At 43.5% G+C, this 24,711-nt stretch carries 19 protein-coding genes; 11 read left to right on the top strand and 8 right to left on the bottom strand.

The genetic code is table 11. From position 1 onward, the window contains the following. Nucleotides 1-15: 15 nt before the first annotated feature. A complete protein-coding gene (locus tag M3P07_RS06510; protein WP_249969087.1) occupies nucleotides 16-2,001 on the bottom strand; it encodes an IPT/TIG domain-containing protein in 1,986 nt (661 codons plus the stop codon). Between the two features lie 266 nt (nucleotides 2,002-2,267). Between M3P07_RS06510 and M3P07_RS06505 the strand changes: the two genes are divergently transcribed. The 4 genes from M3P07_RS06505 (at nucleotide 2,268) to M3P07_RS06490 (ending at nucleotide 9,906) form a co-directional block, all read left to right on the top strand. Next, a complete protein-coding gene (locus tag M3P07_RS06505) occupies nucleotides 2,268-4,388 on the top strand; it encodes a VWA domain-containing protein (protein ID WP_249969086.1) in 2,121 nt (706 codons plus the stop codon). Nucleotides 4,389-4,454: 66 nt separating this feature from the next. Continuing rightward, nucleotides 4,455-5,813, top strand: a complete 1,359-nt coding sequence (locus M3P07_RS06500; protein ID WP_249969085.1) for a M24 family metallopeptidase — start codon at nucleotides 4,455-4,457, stop codon at nucleotides 5,811-5,813. Between the two features lie 123 nt (nucleotides 5,814-5,936). After that, a complete protein-coding gene (locus M3P07_RS06495; protein WP_249969084.1) occupies nucleotides 5,937-7,724 on the top strand; it encodes a carboxypeptidase-like regulatory domain-containing protein in 1,788 nt (595 codons plus the stop codon). 16 nt (nucleotides 7,725-7,740) lie between these two features. Beyond that, the gene (locus tag M3P07_RS06490; RefSeq protein ID WP_249969083.1) at nucleotides 7,741-9,906 is read left to right on the top strand and encodes a TonB-dependent receptor plug domain-containing protein; all 2,166 of its coding nucleotides are present in this window, start codon (nucleotides 7,741-7,743) and stop codon (nucleotides 9,904-9,906) included. Here M3P07_RS06490 and M3P07_RS06485 read toward each other — a convergent pair whose 3' ends face one another. Further along, entirely contained in the window at nucleotides 9,907-11,535 is a 1,629-nt protein-coding gene (locus M3P07_RS06485) for an acyl-CoA carboxylase subunit beta (protein ID WP_249969082.1), read from the bottom strand. It lies immediately after the preceding gene. A gap of 64 nt (nucleotides 11,536-11,599) precedes the next feature. Here M3P07_RS06485 and M3P07_RS06480 point away from each other — a divergent pair, with 64 nt between their 5' ends. The 3 genes from M3P07_RS06480 (at nucleotide 11,600) to ettA (ending at nucleotide 14,555) form a co-directional block, all read left to right on the top strand. Continuing rightward, complete coding sequence (locus M3P07_RS06480) at nucleotides 11,600-12,583, top strand: Gfo/Idh/MocA family protein (RefSeq protein WP_249969081.1); 984 nt, start codon at nucleotides 11,600-11,602, stop codon at nucleotides 12,581-12,583. A gap of 72 nt (nucleotides 12,584-12,655) precedes the next feature. After that, nucleotides 12,656-12,832 (top strand): CAL67264 family membrane protein, encoded by a 177-nt coding sequence (locus tag M3P07_RS06475; RefSeq protein WP_202619517.1) that lies wholly within the window; start codon nucleotides 12,656-12,658, stop codon nucleotides 12,830-12,832. Nucleotides 12,833-12,863: 31 nt separating this feature from the next. After that, nucleotides 12,864-14,555, top strand: a complete 1,692-nt coding sequence (ettA, locus tag M3P07_RS06470; protein ID WP_249969080.1) for an energy-dependent translational throttle protein EttA — start codon at nucleotides 12,864-12,866, stop codon at nucleotides 14,553-14,555. Nucleotides 14,556-14,570: 15 nt separating this feature from the next. On the opposite strand, the gene M3P07_RS06465 is transcribed toward ettA, so the two are convergent. Beyond that, complete coding sequence (locus tag M3P07_RS06465) at nucleotides 14,571-15,254, bottom strand: hypothetical protein (protein ID WP_249969079.1); 684 nt, start codon at nucleotides 15,252-15,254, stop codon at nucleotides 14,571-14,573. A gap of 66 nt (nucleotides 15,255-15,320) precedes the next feature. Continuing rightward, nucleotides 15,321-16,094: an MBL fold metallo-hydrolase gene (locus tag M3P07_RS06460; protein ID WP_249969078.1), complete on the bottom strand. Its 774-nt coding sequence runs from the start codon at nucleotides 16,092-16,094 to the stop codon at nucleotides 15,321-15,323. Between the two features lie 168 nt (nucleotides 16,095-16,262). Between M3P07_RS06460 and M3P07_RS06455 the strand changes: the two genes are divergently transcribed. Beyond that, nucleotides 16,263-17,150 carry a hypothetical protein gene (locus M3P07_RS06455; RefSeq protein ID WP_249969077.1) on the top strand — a complete coding sequence of 296 codons (888 nt, stop codon included), beginning with the start codon at nucleotides 16,263-16,265 and terminating at the stop codon, nucleotides 17,148-17,150. 78 nt (nucleotides 17,151-17,228) lie between these two features. Here the strand turns inward: M3P07_RS06455 and fumC are convergent, their stop codons facing one another. Next, entirely contained in the window at nucleotides 17,229-18,626 is a 1,398-nt protein-coding gene (gene fumC / locus M3P07_RS06450) for a class II fumarate hydratase (protein WP_249969076.1), read from the bottom strand. A 139-nt stretch (nucleotides 18,627-18,765) separates the two neighbouring features. Between fumC and M3P07_RS06445 the strand changes: the two genes are divergently transcribed. Further along, nucleotides 18,766-18,939, top strand: coding sequence for a hypothetical protein (locus M3P07_RS06445; RefSeq protein ID WP_202619518.1), 174 nt, complete (start codon nucleotides 18,766-18,768; stop codon nucleotides 18,937-18,939). A gap of 30 nt (nucleotides 18,940-18,969) precedes the next feature. On the opposite strand, the gene M3P07_RS06440 is transcribed toward M3P07_RS06445, so the two are convergent. The 3 genes from M3P07_RS06440 to prfB all read right to left on the bottom strand — a co-directional run bounded on the left by M3P07_RS06440 (nucleotide 18,970) and on the right by prfB (nucleotide 21,065). Beyond that, nucleotides 18,970-19,488 (bottom strand): hypothetical protein, encoded by a 519-nt coding sequence (locus M3P07_RS06440; RefSeq protein ID WP_249969075.1) that lies wholly within the window; start codon nucleotides 19,486-19,488, stop codon nucleotides 18,970-18,972. 42 nt (nucleotides 19,489-19,530) lie between these two features. Then, the gene (gene arsC, locus M3P07_RS06435; RefSeq protein WP_249969074.1) at nucleotides 19,531-19,875 is read right to left on the bottom strand and encodes an arsenate reductase (glutaredoxin); all 345 of its coding nucleotides are present in this window, start codon (nucleotides 19,873-19,875) and stop codon (nucleotides 19,531-19,533) included. A gap of 94 nt (nucleotides 19,876-19,969) precedes the next feature. Then, nucleotides 19,970-21,065 (bottom strand): peptide chain release factor 2 gene (gene prfB / locus M3P07_RS06430; RefSeq protein ID WP_249969073.1). Its coding sequence is split into 2 segments (ribosomal slippage): nucleotides 19,970-21,001 and nucleotides 21,003-21,065, totalling 1,095 coding nucleotides; the frame shifts between segments, so codons are not numbered across the junction. An 82-nt stretch (nucleotides 21,066-21,147) separates the two neighbouring features. Between prfB and M3P07_RS06425 the strand changes: the two genes are divergently transcribed. Further along, a complete protein-coding gene (locus tag M3P07_RS06425) occupies nucleotides 21,148-23,556 on the top strand; it encodes a zinc-dependent metalloprotease (protein ID WP_249969072.1) in 2,409 nt (802 codons plus the stop codon). Between the two features lie 126 nt (nucleotides 23,557-23,682). After that, a complete protein-coding gene (locus M3P07_RS06420) occupies nucleotides 23,683-24,708 on the top strand; it encodes a threonine aldolase family protein (RefSeq protein ID WP_249969071.1) in 1,026 nt (341 codons plus the stop codon). The last annotated feature ends 3 nt before the right edge of the window (nucleotides 24,709-24,711 follow it).

Raw genomic sequence — 24,711 nt, 5'->3', positions numbered from 1 at the left:
CTCCAGTTTCTCTATCTAATAAAAGTAAACAGAACCGCTATCCTGACCGTTGTCATCATCTTTATTTGATCCTATGCCAATATAATTTCCGTATATGGCCACTGAATATCCAAACCGATCATCTTCTGCGCCATCCACGGCTGTTAATTTTTTTTGTATCCACGAATCTCCATTATTTTGAAATACATAGGTAGATCCTTGTTGTAAATCATTTCCATAGGCTCCAACCACTATGGAGTTACCATCAATCGCTATTGATCGTCCAAAATTATCATTGGCCTCACCATCACTTGCAATTAACTTTTCTTCTTGAGCCCAATCATCACTCTTTTTGTAAAGATAGACCGCTCCCTGACCAAAGTTATCCTTGTAAGCACCCACAGCTGCAAAGCTGACATTGATTGTCACAGAAAAACCAAATGATTGATTGATTGTACCGTCAGTGGGGATAAGTTTTCTATGTAGATTCCATGTCCCGGCATCGTAGACAAAAATATAAGCAGAACCACTACTGTCCCCATTTTTATCATCTCCCGAAGCTCCAACAATCGTTTGGTTTCCATAAATTGATACCGAATTACCGAATAAATCTCCTATATCACCATCCGGTGCGGTTATTTTGCTTTGAAAACTCCAAGAGCCTAAATTGTTTGCATAGATGTACGAAGATCCGCTGGACGAACCATTATCATCATCTCCTGTTGCTCCGACAATGGCAAATTGATCATGAATTGCTACCGAACGTCCAAAAGTATCATTGGCTTCGCCATCGTTAGCAATTAGCTTTTGAATTTGCACCCAAACCCCATTATTGTTATTCTCAAATATATATGCGGAACCGCTGTTGCTTCCATTGTCATCACCTCCTGTTGCTCCAACAATGGCATAGTCACCATGGATATCAACTGATGATCCGAAGTTATCACTAACGGCACCATCATCAGCAATCAATTTTTGCATTAAATCCCAGTTTTCGCCATTTCTTTCAAAAATGTACGCAGAGCCACTAGAGCTTCCATTGTCATCATCCTTGGGCGCTCCTACAATGGCTTTGTCTCCAAACATAGCAATGTCTACACCGAAAGAATCAAAAGCCGCACCATCGTTTGCCAACACCTTGGCCAATTGTTCTTCAAAACCTGAAGGGAATACCATAAAATCTTCGGTTGTTGAAACACTTTGTCCGTCCACCATTACGGAAATGATTCCCGTTGCTGCCTCATCGGGCACAGTTACTGTTAATTCCATGTCATCGACTAGGATCACTTCTGCATCAATACCGTTATGGAAGATAACGGTAATATCTTCCATGATAGTCCCAAAATGTTCCCCGGTAATGGTGATTTCGTCCCCAGGTTTTCCTGCCCATTGGGAAAGATTGGACAACAAGGGCGGTGGGACAACTGTAAAATCGGATTGGGAAGTCGCAGTAAGTCCTCCTGTAATTACCTTAATAGGCCCAGATGTGGCACCTTCGGGAATGTTGACGATAAGTTGTTCCTCATTGGCATTTGCAATTGGAGCAATAGTATTCCCAAAGAAAACCTCGTTGTCAGCTAATGTAGCACCAAAGTTTTCCCCATCAATGACAATTTCCTTGCCCACTCCTCCATAATTGGGAGTGAAAGATGTGATTGCGGGTGAGCCTTTTACGGTAAAATTTGTTGCACTACTGCCACTTTGCCCTGCGACGGTAACTTTAATGGCGGCGGTGGTGGCATTTTCAGGGACATTCACGACAAGTTGAACTGTACTGGCTGATGTAATTTCCGCGATGCTATTGCCGAAGCGCACCTCATTTTTTGCAATGGTAGAACCAAAGTTTTTACCGACGATGGTAACTTCAGTTCCTTCGGTTCCGGAATCAGGAGTAAAGGAAGTAATTTCTGGTGCGGGTTCATTTACAGGAATCGGATTTTCAGTGCTATCTTTTTTACAAGCTTGGATTGCAATAAGAATCAATATAACTAGAAAGGGATAAATTTTTCTGGATAAATTCATGATCATCAAATTTTGGAAACTAAGGAAGGAATCTATCGTGTATCTATGAGGTGCCAATTGACGAAAGCGGGTTTTGAATTGACGGATGAGGGATTTCAGCCCATCTTTCGTTTTTAAAAGCACGGTCACCCAAATAAATTATTTGCCCAAGCAAACTAATTCAAGAAGGGTATTCCCTTTTGTTTTAGGTAAGTTGACTCATTCCCGATTTCCCGCTATAGTAATTGACACTAGGTTTGGAACAAATCCTAAAAACTGTGTCAATTATGAAAAATCAAACTACTATTCTGGTCATAGCATTGCTGTGCAGTTTTGGAATAAGTGCCAAAACCATCACTGGTGTTGTAACCGATTCTGAAAATCTGCCCTTACCAGGAGCAAATGTTATGGTAAAGGGAACCAAAATTACTGTCCAAACCGATTTTGACGGTAATTACTCCATTGAGGCAAATCAAGGCCAAACACTAGTATTTTCCTATTTGGGCTTTGTCACCAAAAGCATGACTGTAGGATCATCCACAACCATCAATGTTATGCTCGAAGAAGATTTTCAAGCGTTGGATGAGGTTGTCGTTACAGCTTATGGCGCTAGAAGAGTGCAGAAGTCCTTATCATTCGCTGTGCAAAGCATTGCACCTTCCCCGGCCCAAATTGCAAGGCAAAAAAGAAAGGATTATCACAATTCCATTTCCCAAGCCCTAAGCGGAAGCGCAGCCGGTGTAAACATTACCAAATCATCTGGTAAAATCCAGAATCAGCCACGTATTGTTATCAGGGGGATGAGTTCTCTGCGAAGTGCCAAGGACCCACTCTATATTGTGGATGGTGTACCTATCCGAAAGGAGAACATCCCTGTAGTTTCCCAAATCAATTCAAAAGACATTGATAAAGTGAATGTGTACAAAGGAGCCAAGGCAAGAAAACTCTTTGGTTCTTCGGCTAAAAATGGTTGTGTGGTCATCACCACAAAAAAAGGGAACTACCAGGTGGAAAATGACGAGAAATATGCCCAAATCCATGAGAATCAGTTTGAGCATGTAGCCTTGAATCCACTTTCCACATTTTCCATTGATGTGGACAAAGCATCCTATAGCAATGTTAGACGCATGATCAATAATGGGCAGCAGATTCCGGTAGATGCCGTCAAGATTGAGGAAATGGTCAACTATTTTACCTACGATTACCCCCAACCCAAGGAGCATCCTTTTTCTATTACCACCGAAGTAACGCAAACCCCGTGGAATTCTGGAACCCAATTGGTACGGATAGGGCTTCAGGGCAAATCCTATACAAATGACGAACTGCCCCCTTCGAACCTTACTTTTTTAATTGATGTCTCCGGTTCCATGTCAAGCCAAAATAAACTTCCGCTCTTAAAGTCTGCTTTCAAGTTGTTGGTAAACCAACTGCGGGAGAAAGACAAGGTTTCCATCGTGGTTTATGCCGGAGCGGCTGGAGAGGTTTTACCCCCAACACGCGGCAATCAAAAAGAGAAAATCAGAAATGCCATTGAAAATCTGGAAGCGGGTGGATCTACAGCTGGAGGAGCCGGAATCAAGTTGGCCTATAAATTGGCACAAAAAAACTTTATCAAGAATGGCAATAACCGGGTCATCTTGGCTACCGATGGTGATTTCAATGTAGGGCCATCCAGTGATAAAGACATGGTAAAACTTATAGAAGAAAAAAGAAAAACGGGGGTGTTCCTATCCGTATTGGGCTTTGGTATGGGAAATTACAAGGATTCTAAAATGGAAAAACTGGCCGACAAAGGCAATGGCAACCATGCTTATATAGATACCATGCAAGAGGCCCAAAAGGTTTTTGGCAAGGAGTTCGGTGGAACACTATACACCATTGCCAAGGATGTAAAAATCCAAGTTGAATTTAATCCTACCGTTGTAAAGGGATACCGATTGATTGGATACGAAAACAGGCTATTGGCCGATGAGGATTTTATTGACGATACCAAAGATGCCGGAGAGTTGGGGAGCGGACACACGGTAACGGCTTTGTATGAGATTGTTCCAACAGGTTCGGAGAGTACTTTTCTAAAGCCTGTGCACGATTTAAAGTATACCAAAGAAGTGGTGGACACGGTATCCAATGAGCTCCTAACCGTGAAATTTAGATACAAAAAACCAGATGGGGATGTGAGTACGGAAATCAATCAAATATTGGAAAACACACCTACGGAAATGACTGCTGATTTCAATTTTTCGGCAGCGGTGGCATTATTTGGGCTGCATTTAAGAAAATCCCAATTTACAAATCAAAGTTCCTTGGAGGATGTGGTCCAGTTGGCAAACAAAGGACTGGAAAATGATTCGGAAGGGTATAGGGCGGAGTTTATCCGTTTGGTGAAATCCTATTCCGACAGTATGTAGAAAAGTGCCTTCGGGCACTTTTTTTATGTTTTTGAAATGGTGTATTTTAAGGGAAATATTTCCAACATGCGAAAACTCACCTTCATCGTTAACCTTTTTCCTCTTTTTCTTTTACCCTTGATCCTGAATTCCCAACAAATCCTACCAGAACAAGAACGGGCAAGAGTAGTAGATGAAATCCTTGAAGAACGGTTTACCAGTTTGCTGCCCCAACTTATGGATGATACCGGCATTGATATGTGGATTCTTATTTCACGGGAATACAATGAGGACCCGGTTCTAAAAACCATGCTGCCTGCTACCTGGCTAAATGCACGAAGACGTACCATTTTACTCTTTTATAGGGATAAGGAAAAGGATACCACAGAACGATTGGCCGTGGCCCGATACAATGTGGGCAAAAGCATAACATCTGCCTGGGACAAAGAAAAGGAACCTGATCAATGGAAACGGCTTCAGCAACTTATCGAGGAGCGAAACCCAAAAACCATTGGACTTAATTTTTCCAAGGACCATAATATTGCCGATGGGTTGGACAAAACGGATTATGACGGATTTATGGCCATTCTACCCAAAAAGTACCATGCCCGGGTGCAGTCTGCGGAGCAATTGGCAGTTCGGTGGATCGAGACCCGCTCTCCAAGGGAGATGGTGATCTACAATCAATTGGTTGATATAACCCATGACATCATTGCTGAAGCGTTTTCCGAAAAAGTGATTACCCCCGGAATTACAACGACCACCGAAGTGGAGTGGTGGATGCGCCAAAAAGTGACGGAATTGGGTCTGGAAACTTGGTTTCACCCAACCGTGGATGTACAGCGCACAAGCGAAGAGTTGGTTAGCCATCTCTATTCGTTTTCCGGGCGACCGGACGACCTTGTTATTCAGCCTGGAGACCTCTTGCACTGTGATTTTGGAATAACCTATTTGCGGTTAAACACCGATTGCCAGGAATTGGCCTATGTTTTAAAACCGAACGAAACCACTGCACCTTCCTTCTTGATCAATGCCCTTTATGATGGCAATCGGGTGCAGGATTTCCTTACTCAAAACATGGTCGCGGGACGCACTGGGAATGAAATTTTGGCCAAGGCCCTCGGAGATGCAAAAGCAACAGGGCTTCGCCCCGCAATATATACCCATCCTTTGGGTTCCTATGGGCATTCCGCCGGGACCACCATTGGAATGTGGGATGCGCAAGGCGGAGTGATGAAGGACGACGGAGACAACTATCCATTGAATCCAAATACGGTGTATGCCATTGAGCTGAACACCACGGTGCATATCCCGGAATGGAAAAGGGATATACGCATTATGCTGGAGGAAGCGGGGTTCTTTGGGGACGATGGATTTCGATACGTTAATGGAAGGCAAACCGAATTGCTTTTAATTCCTAGGACAAAGGAACATCAGGGAAAATAACAGGTTTATTGCTCAGATCATATGAACAATTCATAACATCAACAGGGGCATTTATCAATTGGAGTTTCTTGGCAGCTGAAAATTTGGTAATTTGTATAGCATCAATCATAAAATTCAAGTCCAATGTTCAACTCAAAAATTTACGTACTAGTCCTCTTGATGGCATTTGCTCCATGCTCATGGGGTCAAACCAAGCAGGTTCGCGGTTCGGTCAGTGATGGCAAAGCTCCCCTGGCCAATGTCAATATTAAAATAAAGGGAACAGATACCAACACCTTAACAGACGGGGAAGGAAAATATCAAATTGAGGTATATGAAGGAGAGATGTTGGTTTTTAGCCATCAAGGAAAAAAAACAGTGGAGATAGTGGTCGAAGACATCACACGAAATCTCAATGTGACCCTTAAAAGTTGGGTAGAGGAATTGGATGAGGTAGTGGTTACGAAACGGAGGAAAAAGTCCCAAAACGAACTTTTTAAAGAATACAACACCAACAAAAATCTTATAAAGACCTCTTTTGGCATCTTGGATAAGGAGAGTTTGGGGCATTCCCTAAAGGTTGTGGACGGGGACGATCTTAGTCCGGCGGGACAGGATTTTGTCGATGCCCTGGAATCATGGATTCCTGCTTCCTATGTATTCAGACCCAGTGCCTTCCGAATTGCGGCCCAAGGGTCTTTGACCCAGCTAACAAAACAAGGGAGACCTAGCGACCTAACGGCCCCAATTTTATATTTGCCCAGGGCACTTAGGCATCCAAAACCCGTGCCCGCAATTTTTGAAATTGACGGCGTACTCACTACAGTGGCGCCCACCTTTATCCACACATCCGATATTGAACGGATAGCAGTTTTGGAATCGCTAGCCGGACTTGGAAAATATGGCTCACTTGGAGCTGGGGGCGTGGTCATTATAAATACAAAAACAGGGAATTTCAGTCCAAAGGAACCTGAAGAAAAGCCACCACTTGATCAGGCGTTGTTAAGGGACAATTATTTTGTAGAAAAGGATGTAGTGTTGGAATCAAGCTTGGAAACGCCCATTTATTTGGAGAAAATTGCTAAGGCTAAAGATCAAAAGGAGGCACGGACAGTATACGCCGAGATGGAGAAACGCTATGCTAGCTCCCCCTATTTTTATCTGGATTGCTTTACCCACTTCTCTGAGCTAAAAGGTGATATGAAACATGCCATCCGGATTGTAAAGACCTTGGAAAAACGCTTTGCTTCCAATCCAGCCGTCCTTAAGGCATTGGCCTACAAATTGGAAGCCCAAGGGTTGAATCAAGAGGCCCACCGCGTATATATAAAAGTGTTTCAGTTGAGACCTGATTACGTACAATCGTACAAGAATCTGGCTTATAGCTACAAGAATATTGGGGAAATTGAAAAATCAGCCGCCCTATATGCCCGATACAATTACCTCATTGGTGAATCCATTTTGGGCGAATCGGACGAATTTGAATCCGTAATGGACAAGGACTTTAAAAATTTGTTGGTGCTGAATGGTGAAAAATTGCCCAAAGGCGCTACCCGGAGTTTGGAAAAATCCGATGATTTTGATGGAACCAGATTGGTATTCGAGTGGAACGATGGGGAAGCGGAATTTGAAATTCAGTTTGTGGATCCCAACGGGCAGTACTTTACTTGGGCGCATTCCCTCGATGCTGATCCTTCCCGCATTACAGAGGAAAAACAAATTGGGTTTTCCAGTGAGGAATATCTGATTTACAAACCCTTAAATGGCACTTGGAAAGTCAACATCAAATATTTGGGAAACAAACAATTGACACCTGCTTATTTAAAAACCACCGTGTACCACAATTTCAATACCGCGAACCAAACAAAGGAAATCAAAGTTTTTAAGCTCAGGGCTCGGAATGTAAACCAGCAATTGTTTGCCCTTAACTAATAATCGAATCCATCATATGAACCTTAGACACATTTTTGTGGCAGTACTGTGTTTTTGTTCCAGTTTGGGAATAACAGCACAGGAACAGAAGAAAGTGACCATTTGTTGGGATGTTTCCCATTCAATGCAACACAGGGATTTGGATAAGGAATTCTACTTTTTGGATACCTATTTCAAGACCATTCAAAATGCAGAAGTAAAAGTTTTGTCCTTCAGCAACACCCTAATTTCCCAAAATCAGTTTAGTGTACGCAACTCAGATTGGGCAGAAATAAAGAAGAAACTAAAGGATTTTAACTATGACGGGGCTACATCCTATGAATCGTTGGATAGTTATGTAGAAGAGGGAGTGGTGCTTATGTTTACAGATGGGATCCAGAATGCCGGTGCGGCCACCCCAAATTTTGGGGGAGAAGTATTCATTGTCAACAGTAAAACGGATTTTGATAGGGCCAGCCTTAACCTATTGACCATTATAAACAATGGCAACTTGATCAACCTGGCGGAAAAAGAAACGGTTGGGATAGCAGGAGATGATCCCGGAGAGTACTCTGGAACGGTATATTACGGTGAAAGGGGTATGCCCGCAATAGATGTTTTCGTGAAGGAGGATCCCACCAATAAGGTGAAAACTGATGATCAAGGTGGGTTTAAGATCAATGCGGCCAAAGGCAGCACCCTTGTAATAACTATTGGGACCAGTATCAAGGAATTGGTGCTGGGTGAGGAAAAAAACCTGCAATTTGCTTTTGATGATGGTGGAATACAACTCAAAGAGGTAGTAGTCACCGAGGAGGTCAACGAGGCCCCGGAAGAAATCATCACGGCATACGGAAAGGAAAATAAGGATAAAGTCGGATATGCGGTCCAGTCCATCGATTCGGAAAATATTCCAGATGCTGCCACCACCGGCAATAGGGCAATACAAGGGAAGTTCTCTGGGGTTAGTCTGGGTCAGAATGAAGATTTAAGCCAGACCAAAATGCGTCCCAGCAATTCCATATTGGGCAACAACTACAGTTTAATCGTGATTGATGGGGTTCCCACGGAGCGCTCCAATTCAGCAACAGGAAAAGTTGCAGGAACCAGCTTTATAGACCCCCGGAACATCGCGGAAATCACAGTTTTAAAGGGATTGGCGGCAACCAATCGTTATGGCAGCATGGGAGCCAATGGCGTACTTTTGATAACCACGAAAACAGCAACGGTTGATGGTCCCAGGGGAGAGAAAAAGGATCTTGCCCGTTTGACCAACAACGTTTATGATGGAAAGCTAAAGGTGAACAACAAAGCCTTGGTGACTCCATATCTTAAAGAGCTAAAAAAAGGAAAAAATGTGCAAGAAGCCTACGATATCTATCTCACCCAAAGGAAACGCTACGAGGATTACCCTGAGTATTTGGTGGACGTAGCCTCCTTCTTTTATGCATCCAACCCAGATTTGGGCAACCGTATTTTGTCCAATAGTTTGGAAAAAGAGACAGCTAGCTATGAAGAGTTGAGGGGGTTGTATTTAAAAGCAGTGGAATCGGGAAATCACAAATTGGCCTTATTGGGAGCAAACAAATTGGCGGAAGATTTCCCAAATAAAATTCAGTCGTATCTCGATGTTGCTACTGCTAACAGTAGAGCTGGGAACTTTCAATTGGCATCACATCTTTATGCTGGAATTTTGGATGGTTCCGCGAATCCCGAATTAAATTTCTTGAGCTTGGAAAAATTGGTCGGCGCTGATTTACGAAACTTGGCAAATCAACAACGCGCACAGTTGGACCTTGCAAAGGTACCCGCTGGCTATCGGAACAACCTTACGTATAATGCCCGATTGGTCTTGGAGTGGAGCAATCCCGATACTGAGTTTGTGGTTCAGTTTGTGAATCCCCAAAAACGGTTTTTCAACTGGGAACATACCATTGGCAGTGACAGAAAAAGAATTCGGGACGAGATTCAACATGGATTCAGTAGTGAACAGTTTGAAATCGTAGGTCCGGAAACCGTAGGGGATTGGATACTGAATGTTACCTACCTCGGAAATAGGACATCAGGGAATAAAATCCCCACTTTTCTTACTTGTACTGTTCAATATAATTTTGGAAAGAGCAATCAAAGCAGCGAGGAATTCTTAGTGCGGCTTCAGGAACACGGGGAGGAACAGCAACTGGCCAAGTTTTCCGTGGATTGATCATACTTGCAATACGCCCATATTGAATTTTTTATCGGAAGGACTATGGTCTGCTGCCTCAATACCCATGGAGATCCATTTTCTGGTTTCCAGGGGATTTATAACGGCATCGGTCCACAATCGTGCAGCTGCATAATAGGGAGAGATTTGGTTGTCGTAGCGTTTTTTGATTTTGTCGAAAAGTGCTTTTTCCTTTTGCGCACCCAGGGTTTCCCCGCTTTTCTCTAAAGAGGCCTTTTCAATCTGTAACAGCACTTTAGCCGCAGAATTTCCACTCATTACCGCCAATTCGGCGCTGGGCCAAGCCACAATCAACCTGGGGTCATAGGCTTTACCGCACATGGCATAGTTGCCAGCACCATAACTGTTGCCAATGACCACTGTAAATTTGGGAACCACGGAATTACTCACCGCATTGACCATCTTGGCGCCATCCTTAATGATTCCTCCATGTTCACTTTTACTTCCAACCATAAATCCGGTAACGTCTTGTAGGAATACCAGAGGTATTTTTTTTTGATTGCAATTGGCAATAAAGCGCGTGGCCTTGTCTGCGGAATCTGAATAAATTACTCCACCGAATTGCATCTCCCCCTTTTTGGTTTTTACCACCTTTCTTTGATTGGCAACAATACCCACCGCCCAGCCATCAATTCGAGCGTACCCGGTCAAAAGGGTTTTCCCATATCCTTCCTTATATTGTTCAAACTCGGAATTGTCTACCAAGCGTTTGATAATTTCAAGCATATTATATTGGTCGCTTCTAGAGCGGGGTAGGATTCCAAAAATGTCCTCTGGATTTTCTTGGGGAGTTTTGGCCTCAATTCGGTTGTAACCCGCTTTTTCGAAGCTTCCAATTTTACCCACGATATTCCGGATTTTGTTCAGGGCGTCCTTATCGTCCTTTGCCTTGTAATCCGTAACACCACTAATTTCGGAATGGGTGGTAGCACCCCCGAGGGTCTCATTGTCAATACTTTCCCCAATGGCTGCTTTCACCAAATAGCTCCCAGCCAAAAAAATGCTTCCCGTTTTGTCCACTATGAGTGCTTCATCACTCATGATGGGTAAATAGGCGCCACCTGCCACACAACTTCCCATTACCGCGGCGATTTGGGTGATACCCATACTGCTCATTATGGCATTGTTTCGGAAAATGCGTCCAAAGTGTTCCTTGTCCGGAAATATTTCGTCCTGCATGGGCAAATACACCCCAGCACTGTCCACCAGATAAATAATGGGCAACTTGTTCTCAATCGCAATTTCTTGGGCCCTTAGATTCTTTTTTCCGGTTATTGGAAACCATGCTCCGGCCTTAACGGTAGCGTCGTTGGCAACAACCACACATTGTTTATCTTGGATATATCCTATTTTAACCACCACCCCAGCACTTGGGCATCCGCCATGTTCTTCGTACATGCCCTCTCCGGCAAATGCACCAATCTCAATGGATTCCCTACCATCATCCAACAAAAGATCTATGCGTTCACGGGCGGTCATTTTGCCTTTGGCGTGGTGTTTTTCAATTCGTTTTTTGCCACCTCCAAGTTTAACTTGGGCCAATTTGGTGCGGAGTTCGGAAAGTTTGAGCTTATTGTGGTCTTCGTTTTTATTGAAGTCTATATCCATAGTTTTGGTGCTATTTCATCTTCCTGCTAAAGATAAGGAGTTATAATCATTACTTTTGATCTCTATGAAACCAAAGATCAGATGGGGCATTATTGGCCCCGGGAATATTGCCAGAAAATTTACCTCCGATTTATTGCTTGTTGATGATGCCGAAGTAACCGCTGTGGCATCCAGAAGCAAGGATAAGGCTGAGACCTTTGCCAAGGAGTTTGGTGCAAAACATGTCTTTGATAGCTACGAGGCGCTTTTCGCTTCCAAAACTGTAGATATTGTATACATAGCTACACCCCATAATTTTCATAAGGAGCTGTCCATTAAGGCCATGGAACATGGATTGGGTGTGCTCTGCGAAAAACCGGTGGGAATCAACCGAGGAGAGGTGATCGAAATGATTGAAGTGGCCAAGCAAAACCAGGTGTTTTTTATGGAGGGGCTTTGGTCCCGTTTCAATCCTTCCATTTTGAAGGCAATACAATTGGTGGATGAAGGGCAAATTGGGGAATTGGGCTATCTACATGCCGATTTCGCGTTTTATGGTTTGGATCGTGAAGAGGATTCTCGGGTGCTCAACCTTAACTTGGCATCCGGTTCTTTGTTGGATATTGGTATTTATCCCATTTTTTTGGCCTATGTACTTTTGGGGATGCCCGATGTAATTGAAGCCTTTTCGAGTTTTCATCCCAACGGGACCGAAATACAGACTTCTATGATTTTCAAGTATACCAAAGCACACGCGGTCTTGTATAGTGGAATAAGCAGTAATTCCAAGATGGAGGCTGAAATTTCGGGAAGTAAGGGAAGCTTATATCTGCATCCAAGGTGGCATGAGGCATCGGGTTATACCAGCGAAGTGGATGGAACTACTGAGGTAGTAAATCTTCCTATTCGGGGCAACGGATTTGTTTATGAGATAGAACATGTGCATGACTGTTTGCACAATCAGCTGTTGGAGAGTCCGTTATGGTCCCACCAAAACAGCATGGATTTGGTCTCGCTCATGGATGAAATTCGACAAAAAGCGGGTATTACCTTCCCATTTGAGCGATAATCCTGATCTGGTCATTTTGGATTCCTTCATTTTTTACGATATTTGATTTTCTACTGAACGAATGATATGGGAATGAACAAAAATACGGTGCTGGCCTGGGCTACTTGGATTATGATTCTTGTAGGGCTGGGAATGATCGCACTTGGGGCTTTTAAATATGATGAAGTGGCAGGGTATGGCTTTGCCTCTGTTGGCATTGGATTCTTTGCCATTGCTTGGGTCTTTAACGCGTTAAAAGGCCGGGTTTAATTTCCATTTTACATAACTAAACAACTACCTTATGTCAGACGATAAGAAGGTCATTTTTTCAATGTCCGGGGTTACCAAGACCTTTAAATCGGCCAATACGCCGGTACTTAAAAATATATACCTAAGCTTTTTCTACGGGGCCAAGATTGGAATCTTGGGACTCAATGGTTCCGGAAAGTCCACTTTGTTGAAAATCATTGCTGGGGTTGATAAAAACTACCAAGGCGATGTGGTTTTTTCCCCTGGATATACGGTTGGCTATTTGGAACAAGAACCACAATTGGACGAGGAGAAGACGGTTTTGGAAGTAGTGAAGGAGGGTGTTGCCGAAACAGTGGCCATTTTGGACGAGTACAACAAGATCAATGATATGTTTGGCCTTCCTGAAGTCTATGAAGATGCAGATAAAATGCAAAAACTCATGGACAAGCAAGCGGCCCTACAAGATAAAATTGATGCTTCCAACGCTTGGGAGCTGGATACCAAGTTGGAGATTGCCATGGATGCCCTTCGAACACCGGAACCTGACAAAAAAATCGGGGTACTTTCCGGGGGGGAGAGAAGACGGGTGGCCTTGTGCAGATTATTGCTGCAAGAGCCCGATGTACTACTATTGGATGAACCTACCAACCACTTGGACGCTGAGTCCGTACATTGGTTGGAACATCACTTGGCACAATACAAGGGAACGGTAATAGCCGTGACCCACGATCGCTACTTTTTGGATAATGTGGCTGGATGGATTTTGGAATTGGACAGAGGAGAGGGGATTCCCTGGAAGGGAAACTATTCGGGTTGGTTAGATCAAAAAGCCAAGCGCTTGGCACAAGAGAGCAAACAAGCTTCAAAACGACAAAAGACCTTGGAGCGCGAGTTGGAATGGGTGCGTCAAGGGGCGAAGGGTAGGCAGACCAAACAAAAGGCCCGTTTAAAGAACTATGACAAACTTTTAAGTCAAGATCAAAAACAGCTTGAAGAAAAACTGGAAATCTATATTCCCAACGGGCCACGATTGGGAACCAACGTTATTGAGGCCAAGGGTGTAAGTAAGGCCTATGGTGATAAATTGCTATATGAAGACCTGAACTTCAATCTTCCGCAAGCTGGAATCGTGGGTATTATTGGCCCGAATGGTGCGGGTAAGACCACCATTTTTAGAATGATCATGGGGGAGGAAATGGCCGATAAAGGTGAATTTGAAGTAGGAGATACAGCTAAACTGGCCTACGTGGATCAAAGTCATTCCGATATCGACCCCAATAAGACCATCTGGGAAAATTTTAGCGATGGCCAAGAGTTGGTCATGATGGGAGGGAAGCAAGTAAATTCCCGAGCCTATTTGAGTCGGTTCAACTTTTCAGGAAGTGAGCAGAACAAGAAGGTAAATATGTTATCAGGTGGGGAGCGCAACCGCCTTCATCTGGCGATGACGCTTAAGGAAGAGGGCAATGTGCTGTTACTGGATGAGCCTACCAACGATTTGGATGTGAATACCCTCCGGGCTTTGGAGGAAGGACTTGAAAACTTTGCGGGTTGCGCGGTAATCATATCCCACGACCGATGGTTCCTTGATAGGATCTGTACCCATATCCTTGCATTTGAAGGAGACTCCCAGGTGTATTTCTTCGAAGGTTCCTTCTCAGATTATGAAGAGAACAAAAAGAAACGTTTGGGTGCGGATATCATGCCAAAGCGTATCAAATACAAAAAGTTGATTCGTTAAAGCCAACTAACTGATTTAATTTTCTGATTCCAATTCTTCCAACGCATCAAGAAGTAGTTTTCTGGCATTTTCCAGATACGTTTTTTGATGATGTCCCAACGTATTGGGGTCTTCCGTATTTTCCGAAGTGCTTTGTTGTATGGTTTTGGAAAACTGTACCAATTGGGAAACTGCTTTTTCGGTGGCCTGGAGCTTATCGGTGGCATGTTTGTTAAAAACCTTAATCATTTCCTGCTCCATCGAAGCTTCGCTTTCATCAGGTTCGGCATAAGCTTCGTGTTCCAAAGTGGTATCGGCGCTGTCTTCTACAACAATCTCTGGGGTTATGCCCAGTGTACATTCGTCCAAAATCGTTATGAGTTCGTTGATGAGCCCCATGGATTTCTTGGAAAAATAACGCCCCGCATCCCAATCAACAGGTTCTATGGCCTTATTCAGTGCTTCCATGGCATCCAATCTCTTGTCCGTGGATTTTTCACACCCACAATCGGCCATAAAACTTTCGGATTTTTCCAAAGCGGTAAGCGCTCTTTCGGCATAATACATTTGATGCTCAAAATTGGTGGCGCCCAATGCTTTTTTGGTATGGCTTAGGCTATAGGTGACCTTGGCATAGAAATTATCACACTGGTTGGAATAGGAAAAATTTGCCACAAGAATGCATGCAATAGCAAACAAAGAAATGTTTTTGTTGGTCATGGTTAAGTACTGATTTGGGTTGGTACTTTTACCTTAACGAAAAATGTACTGCAATATTACACGGGATTAGAATTCATCATTAGGGTACCAATCCAGTTGTATAACCTTAATGTCCGAATTGGCTTTGTTTACTATGGTCTTGAAAATTGTAACATCGCTTACATTGGGCCTACCACGGTAATGATAGGGATAGATTTCCTTGGGTTGGAATTCGAGTACGGCATCCGCAGCACTATAAACGGTCATGGTGTAGGGGAGGTTCATACAAACAAAAGCCTTATCGATATTTTTAAGGGCTCTCATTTCCGGAATATCTTCTGTATCCCCTGAAAAGTAAAGACGTTTTCCACCCATGTTAAGAACATAGCCATTGCCCCTTCCTTTGGAATGGAACTTTAAGGCTTCTTCCCGCAGATTGTACATGGGAATGGCTTCCACCTTTATCCCATACCTTTCTTTGGAATCCCCATTGTGCAATACATCTATTTGGGGTGTGAACTCCTGGGGCATTTTGTCCGCTACGGCTTGGGGTACCATAATCTTGGCTTTTTGGGTATCCAACCCTTGTAGGGTTTCCAGATTGAAATGGTCACCGTGGATATCCGTAATCAGGATTAAATCTGGATTTTTATGGCCTTCGAAAGCTTGTTTGCCCCCAACGGGATCTATGTATATGGTAATACCATTCCATTCAAGCACTGCGGTGGCATGCTCAATTGGGGTGATTTTAATGTTCTGACCCTTCGGTTTTTGCGAGATAATGACGTTTTGCCCGGTTAAATCCACGCTGTATATCAGCAAAAAAAGGAAAACTATAATAGGTGTTACAATTTTTTTCATGGTTCCTAAATTTCACAAGCCCTTTAAAATTAGTACATCCAACCAATAATCTAATGTTTTTTTAACATTATTTGATTCTTTATGATCCAAATCAAAAACTATAGCGTATATAACTCAGAACACAATTGATTAAATACGTAATAGCAAGAATCAATTAATTTAAAAGTTATGACTGAAACAAAAAGTAACAACGGATTAAAGGTAATCGCAGGATTGCTAGGGGTGATTCTTTTGGGGACCATCATCTACACGGTAAGCCTTTACCAGGATAAGAAAAAAACCACCAATGCCCTTACACAAGAGAAGGAATTGGTTGTCGAGGATTTGAACAACCTAAAATCTGAGTACGACAAAGCCATTTTGGAAAGCAATGCCACTAACGAAGAGTTGGTTGCAGCTAGAGACAACATTGCAAAGTACATCGATTCTGTACAAGCCATGAAAGCTGACATCGCCACGCTATCCAGATATAGAAGACAAGTAAGCGTTTTAAAAGCTGAAAGAGAAAAGCTTTTGAAGCAAGTGGATTCCTTGACCACTTCCAACACCTTGTTGGCCATGCAAAGGGACAGCACATTTGTTGAGTTGGAGAAACAAACGGTCTTCAATGATTCATTGGTAGTTCAGAACACCCAATTGGCTGATGCCGTTGAAAGAGGTTCTGCACTTAGCCTTTCAAAATTTACTGTTGATGCCGTTAGGGAAAGAAACAGCGGTAAATTGGTATCTACTTCAAGAGCCAAGGCTACTGACAAATTTAAAGTTTGCTTTACTGTTGCCGATAACGTAATCTCTGAGGCTGGTGACCGCGAATTCTTTATCGAAGTATTGGATCCCCAAGGAAATGTTTTGGGTGACAGTTTCACACAGTCCAATGAGGATGGAGCTTCCATCACCTACAGCAAGGGTACCAACTTTTACTATGAGAACAGTTCTTTGGATGTTTGTGATTACATCAACAAGCCTGCTTCCGATTTCCAAAAAGGAAATTACATGGTAAATGTTTACGACAACAAATTGAAACTATTGGGAACTTCCAAGTTCACTTTAAAATAGTATACACTATCCACATTTCACAAAAAAGCCCGATTGCATTTGCATCGGGCTTTTTTAATTCTTCTTTTGGGTACTAGTTTATTTTAAACTGCCTACCATATCTTCCGGCTTAACCCATTCATCATATTCCTCCGGGGTCACATATCCAAGATTGATGGCTTCCTCTCGCAAAGTTGTACCATTCTTGTGGGCCGTATTGGCTATCTCCGCCGCCTTGTAATATCCAATTTTAGTATTTAAGGCGGTGACCAACATCAACGAATTGTTGAGTAGGGTTTTGATCACTTCGTGATTTGGTTCAATACCAACCGCACAATTCACATCAAAACTTACGCAGGCATCCCCGATCAGCTGGGCCGATTGTAGAATGTTGGCGGCCATCATCGGTTTAAATACATTTAGCTCGTAATGCCCTTGGGTACCACCCACCGATACGGCAACATCGTTTCCAATTACCTGGGCACAGACCATGGTCAACGCCTCACATTGGGTTGGGTTAACCTTGCCAGGCATAATGGAACTACCAGGTTCGTTGGCAGGAATAATAATTTCACCAATGCCCGAACGGGGACCAGAGGCCATCATTCTAATATCGTTGGCAATCTTGTTTAGTGAAACTGCTAGCTGTTTCAGTGCTCCATGACTCTCTACAATCGCATCGTGGGCTGCCAATGCCTCAAATTTGTTTGGTGCAGTTTTAAAAGGCTGACCGGTAAATTCGGCAATATACTTGGCGACCACAACGTCGTAACCCTTTGGGGTATTTAATCCTGTTCCCACAGCAGTACCTCCCAAAGCAAGTTCGCTCAAGTGGTCCAAAGTGTTTTTTAGTGCCTTAAGTCCATGGTCCAGTTGGGAAACATATCCTGAAAATTCCTGACCCAAGGTGAGGGGAGTGGCGTCCATAAGGTGGGTACGCCCTATTTTCACCACATCTTGAAATGCTTTCGACTTTTTATCGAGGGTGTTTCTCAATTGCGCAACCCCGGGGATGGTCACCTCCACAATTTTTTTGTAGGCGGCAATGTGCATTCCGGTAGGGAAGGTATCATTGGAAGATTGACTTTTATTTACATCATCATTGGGTTGGATGGTTTTCTCACCTTCTCCAATTTTCTTGCCCGCAATCTCATGGGCGCGATTTGCAACCACCTCGTTTACGTTCATATTGCTTTGGGTTCCAGAACCTGTTTGCCAGATTACCAAGGGAAACTGATCATCATGCTTACCCTCAAGGATTTCATCGCACACCTGCCCGATTAAATCCCGTTTGTCCTCGGGAAGCACCCCCAATTCATGATTGGCAAAAGCGGCGGCTTTCTTCAAATAGGCAAACCCATAAACTACTTCCAAGGGCATGGAAGCGGGAGCGCCAATTTTAAAGTTATTACGGGAGCGTTCGGTCTGCGCTCCCCAATATTTGTCCGATGGCACCTTTACTTCGCCCATCGTGTCCTTTTCAATTCTGAAACTCATCGTTACTTTTTTAGAATACGCAAATTTAGGGGTTCAGTTATTTATTTTATATGACATGTGCCCAATAAAATATTTTTTGAACTGAGATTTGCTTTTTTTCATCAAATGAAGGTATCTTTGCCAAACAAAAGCAATAACCATGTTTGAATTTGACCAGTATTTAGGATTTCTAGCATTTTTGACCATCTTGACCATTGGATTTTGGTTGATGATTTTCCTATTGACTTTTGTGGTGCCTTATTGGTTGTTTGGAAACCTTAAGGAAATGTATCAAGAAAGACGTGAGGCCAAACGCGCCAAGCGAAACGAATAGATAAAAAAAAGCCCTTGCAAGGGCTTTTTTTTATGCTTTATCCTTCTTTTTCTTCTTCTTTTCCTTCTTCTCCTTCTTCTCCTTCTTCTTTTTGACCTTAAACTTATTTTTCTGGAGCTCCAGATACGCCAAATATTTTTCTTCAGGTAAACCCGCTTTTAACTCTGCATCCTGCCGTTCCCGGATTTTTTCAACCTCCTCCTTCATTTTTTCGGGTTCCAGCTCTAATATCTGTATTTCGATACGCTGCTGTATGGATTTTGCCAAAATCGTCCTTACTACAGCCTGCTCGAAGGGGTCCAACCCGAGTTCTTCGGTAATTTTTGGCATTTCAAGATCTACTATCTCATCAGCTGTGAGGGGATCTGCCTTTTTGGGAGGTTGCGAAGCTTGTGGAATGGTGCTACGTTGTCTTCCGTATCTGTTGCCATATCTGTTCCCATATCCGTATCCATAAGGGCTACCGTAACCGTACTGGGCTACCAGGTCGTTCACGCAAAAGAGGCAAAGCAAACCTGCCAATAAATAAATGGTCCGTGTTTTCTTCATAGTCAAAACAAATTCTTTTTGTATTGTGTCCCAGATGTTTATCTAGTCCAACAAGATACTGATTTTATCCGCGGGTCTTCCAATGACCGCCTTCTTATCTTTAACAATAATAGGTCGCTCAATCAATTTAGGATGTTGTACCATGGCTTCAATAATTTCGGAATCGGATAGATTTTTACCCTTGAATTGCTCTTTCCAAATAGCCTCGTTTTTTCGGACCAGTGCTTCCGGCGGGATGCCAAGGTATTCGATTAAAGTTGCCAATTCATCCATCGTAGGTACATTGTCCAAATACCGTACCACTTCAAAAGGCTCTCCAGAATTTTCCAAATACTCAAGTCCCTCGCGTGATTTTCTACACCTTGGGTTGTGGTATATTTTTATCATGGTTTAACAATTAACAATTAACAATGTACAATTATCAATGATCAATGGGGAGTTGTTCTTCCAACACCGCGCATCCAACATCTTGCCTCCAACATTATCCCTCTTTCTGCCCCATCATCATTAAAAAGGCCTTGAGAAATGGATTGAGTTCCCCATCCATCACAGCGTCCACATTTCCGGTTTCTTCTCCAGTTCGTACATCCTTCACCAATTTATAGGGATGCATCACATAGTTGCGAATTTGGGACCCCCATTCGATTTTCATCTTGGAAGATTCAATTTCGGCCCGTGCCTCTTGTTTTTTCCGAAGCTCAATTTCGTACAACTGCGATTTCAGCATTTTCATTGCCGTGGCCCGGTTGTCGTGCTGGGAGCGCGAATCCGAGCAGGAAATTTGAATTCCTGTGGGTTTGTGGACCAATTGCACTTTGGTTTCCACTTTGTTCACATTTTGCCCCCCTGCACCACTTGAACGTGCTGTGGTGATTTCAATGTCCGCTGGATTTACTTCAATTTCGATGGTGTCGTCCACCAAGGGATAAACATAGACCGAGGCAAAGGAGGTATGGCGTTTGGCATTGCTGTCAAAAGGGGAGATACGGACCAATCGATGCACCCCGTTTTCACCTTTTAACCACCCAAAGGCAAATTCTCCCTCAATCTGGAGGGTTACCGTTTTTATCCCGGCCACATCACCTTCCTGGTAATTGAGTTCCTTGACCTTGTAGCCATTTTTTTCGCTCCACATCAAATACATACGCATGAGCATCGCTGCCCAATCGCAGCTTTCCGTTCCTCCTGCGCCAGCAGTGATTTGAAGAACCGCGGTTAGCTCATCACCTTCTTCCGACAGCATGTTCTTAAACTCCAGGTTTTCGATGCTAAGCAGGGCTTGGTCGTATTGCTTGTTCACCTCTTCATCGGTAACCTCCCCGGCCTGATGGAACTCCAACAATACCTCTAAATCCCCTATCAAGGATTCGGCGGAATCATAGTCTTCAACCCATTTCTTTTTGGATTTTAAGGCTTGCATTTGCACTTGGGCCTCTTGCGGATTGTCCCAAAAACCAGGAGCAGCAGTTTTCTCCTCTTCGTTTTCTATTTCAATAAGTTTGGCATCAATGTCAAAGATACCTCCTTAACGCACCAAGGCGCTCAATAAGACCTTTATGTTGATCTGTGGTAACCATAGAATTTATTTCACGCAAAAATAGTGTTTCAATGCAGTCGGGCAACGAAATTTATATAAATTTAGCTACAACTAATTGAGATATGAAAAATTACGTATTTGCCCTCTTTGCGATGCTGTTCGCAGCCAACTTGACAATGGCCCAGAGCTTTGAGAAAACCAAGGATTACCAGAAGTTCAATGGGTATTTCAATTTCTATTACGATGATGCCTCTGATAAGATTTTTCTCGAGGTAGATGAGCTTGAAAAGGAATTCCTTTATGTGTATTCGCTCAGCAGCGGTATCGGGAGCAACGATATTGGCTTGGATAGGGGGCAATTGGGAAATGAACAAGTAGTGTTCTTTAGAAAAGCGGGAAACAAATTATTGCTGATCCAACCCAATATGAACTTTAGGGCTTTGACCACTAACGAACTCGAAAGAAAATCGGTGGAACAGGCTTTTGCAAAATCCGTGTTGCACGGATTTAAAATCATTGAGGAGTCCAAGGGCAGCTACCTCATCGATATGACAGATTTTTTAATGCGTGATGCCCATGGAGTGGCCCAGCGATTAAAAGCCACCAAACAGGGTTCCTACAGTTTGGACCCCAGTAAAAGTGCCCTAGCGTTTGAACGCACCAAGGCCTTCCCAAAAAATGTGGAGTTTGACATTACATTGACCTTTAAAGGAAATCCTGAAGGTGATTGGATTCGTTCAGTGGCCCCAAACCCCTCCTTGGTCACCGTGGCACAGCACCATTCACTGATTGAACTACCGGATGACAACTATAAAAAAAGGGTTTTCGACCCGAGAAGTGGTTCTTATCCGTTTTCGTATTACGACTATGCCACACCGGTGCAAGAACCTATTCTAAAGCGATTTGTGACCCGCCATAGGCTGAATAAGAAAAACCCCAATGCGGACATAAGCGAGGCCGTTGAGCCCATTATTTACTATCTGGATAATGGAACCCCAGAACCTGTGCGCTCTGCTTTGTTGGATGGTGGTCGATGGTGGAACCAGGCCTTTGAGGCCATTGGCTACAAAGATGCCTTTCAACTTAAAATTCTTCCTGATGATGCCGACCCTATGGACGTGAGGTACAATGTGATCCAATGGGTGCACCGTTCCACCAGGGGTTGGAGTTATGGCATGAGCGTTACGGATCCTAGGACAGGTGAAATTATCAAGGGACACGTGAGTTTGGGGAGTTTGCGTATTCGCCAGGATTTCTTGATTGCGCAGGCCTTGATGAACCAGCCTTTTGCCGAACGGGACGACAATTATGAGCCCATGTTGGAAATGGCTTTGGCAAGGATTCGTCAACTGTCCGCACACGAAATTGGGCACACTCTGGGCTTTGCACATAATTTCGCCGCAAGTACCAACAACCGTGCCTCAGTAATGGATTATCCGCACCCACAATTTGAATTGGATAATGGAACCATTAGCTTTTCCAATGCCTATGATACAGGTATTGGAGACTGGGACAAGGTTACCGTGGCCTATTCCTATGCTGATTTTCCAAATGGAACTGATGAAAATGAAGCGCTTAAGGCTATCTTGAAAAAATCCCAGGATGATGGCTTACGGTATATTTCCGATCAGGATGCCCGCCCAAGAGGAGGTTCCCATGCACTGGCACACCTATGGGATAATGGTAGAAATGCTTCGCAAGAACTGGATAATGTCCTAGAAATTCGCAAGACCGCAATTGACAACTTCTCTATGGACAATATTCGCTCCGGGGAACCCAATTCCGTTTTGGAAGATGTTTTTGCCCCCTTGTATTTCTTCCACCGATATCAAACAGAAGCCGTCTCCAAACTGATTGGGGGGTTGGACTACAACTATGCCACCAAGGGAGATGGACAGCATACGGTACGTACCGTAAGTGCGGCGAGCCAGGAAAATGCTTTGAAAACTATTTTAAAGACCCTGAATGCTTCAGAAATTGCACTTCCTAAAGATAAGTTGGAGCTATTTCCTCCCCGGGCCATAGGATATGGAAAGTCTAGGGAATCCTTTAAGGGAAGAAGCGGGGTGAGTTTTGACGCACTTGCTGCAGCGGAAACTGCTGCGGACATGACCTTGGGATTGTTGTTGCACCCGGAACGCGCGTCACGACTGATCCAACAGAAAAGTCTGGACAAAGACCAATTGGGATTGACTGATGTGTTGGAAACTACCTTAGAAGGTACTTTTGATGAATTACATAGGGATGACTATTTAAATGAAGTGCAACAGACCATTAACTTTAGGGTGTTGTACCATATCATGAATTTGGCCGCCCATAAGGAGGTGCATCCACAGGTGAATGCCTTGGCCAATGCAACCTTAAAATCCCTTAGGACATCGTTGTTGAACTCAGGCAAGAATGCCACATCCGAAGAACTGGTTAGACGAATCGATTCCTTTTTAAAGGCTCCGGACAAGTTTAAATGGATTCCGGTACCTAAAATCCCCGATGGATCACCGATAGGAATGGATTGCTTTCATGGACAATGATCTATAAACAATTGGCAATAATCAATTAACAATTATCAATTGGCATTGAATCAGTAAAGGTCTGACAAATGGTAAAGGTTCTGATAGTTCACTATACCTGAGACCATCAACACAAATTACAATCAAATGGAAATAAACCTTATCAGCGATACGGTTACGCGCCCCACGCCAGGCATGCTCGATGCCATGATGAGTGCCAAAGTGGGAGATGATGTTTTTAAGAACGACCCCAGCGTTAATGCCTTGGAGGAAAAAGTTGCCAATTTTTTTGGAATGGAGGCTTCCCTTTTTTTTCCCAGCGGTTCCATGGCCAACCAAACGGCCATTAAACTTCATACCCAACCTGGGGAGCAGCTCATTTGTGATAAGTATGCCCATGTTTTTAACTACGAAGGGGGAGGGGCAAGCTTCAATAGCGGTGTTTCCTGCAAATTGGTAGATGGACATCGGGGCATGATGACAGCAGAGCAGGTTGCGGAATCCATCAACCCTCCAGACTTTTATCATAGTCCGTTGACCAGTCTGGTTTGTATTGAAAATACAACGAACAAAGGGGGTGGTGCTTGCTGGGATTTTGAAGAACTCAAGAACATTAGGGAGGTCTGTGACCAAAATGGCCTTAAATATCATTTGGATGGTGCTCGGCTATGGAATGCCCTGGTTGCCAAAGGGGAAAACCCAAAGGACTATGGCAATCTATTCGATACCATAAGTGTTTGCTTTAGCAAAGGGATGGGCTGCCCTGTTGGCTCCGTGTTGGTGGGAAGCAAGAAAATGATGGACAAGGCCTTGCGTATTCGTAAAATACTGGGTGGTGGCATGCGGCAATCCGGATTTTTGGCCGCCGCAGCCAGTTATGCCATGGACCATCATCTGGAGCGTCTACAAGAAGATCACCAAAAAGCAAAGGAAATCGGAGAGGTACTACAAAACCTGGACTTCGTAAAAAAAGTAGAACCCATTGAGACCAATATCATCATCTTTGAATTGAATGAATCTTTGGTGGATTCAGATTCTTTTCTTGGAAAATTGACGGAAAACGGCATTTCTATTATTGGCATGGGCCAGGGCAAACTGCGCATAGTTACCCATTTGGACTATACCCAAGAAATGCACGGACATTTTTTAAGTATCCTACCAAAAATATTTTAGAGA

Source organism: Flagellimonas myxillae, from assembly GCF_023502235.1.
In the GTDB taxonomy this organism is placed as follows: Bacteria; Bacteroidota; Bacteroidia; order Flavobacteriales; family Flavobacteriaceae; genus Flagellimonas; species Flagellimonas myxillae.
Note: the sequence above shows the minus strand (reverse complement) of the source record. Positions and strands in the feature narration are given on the sequence as shown.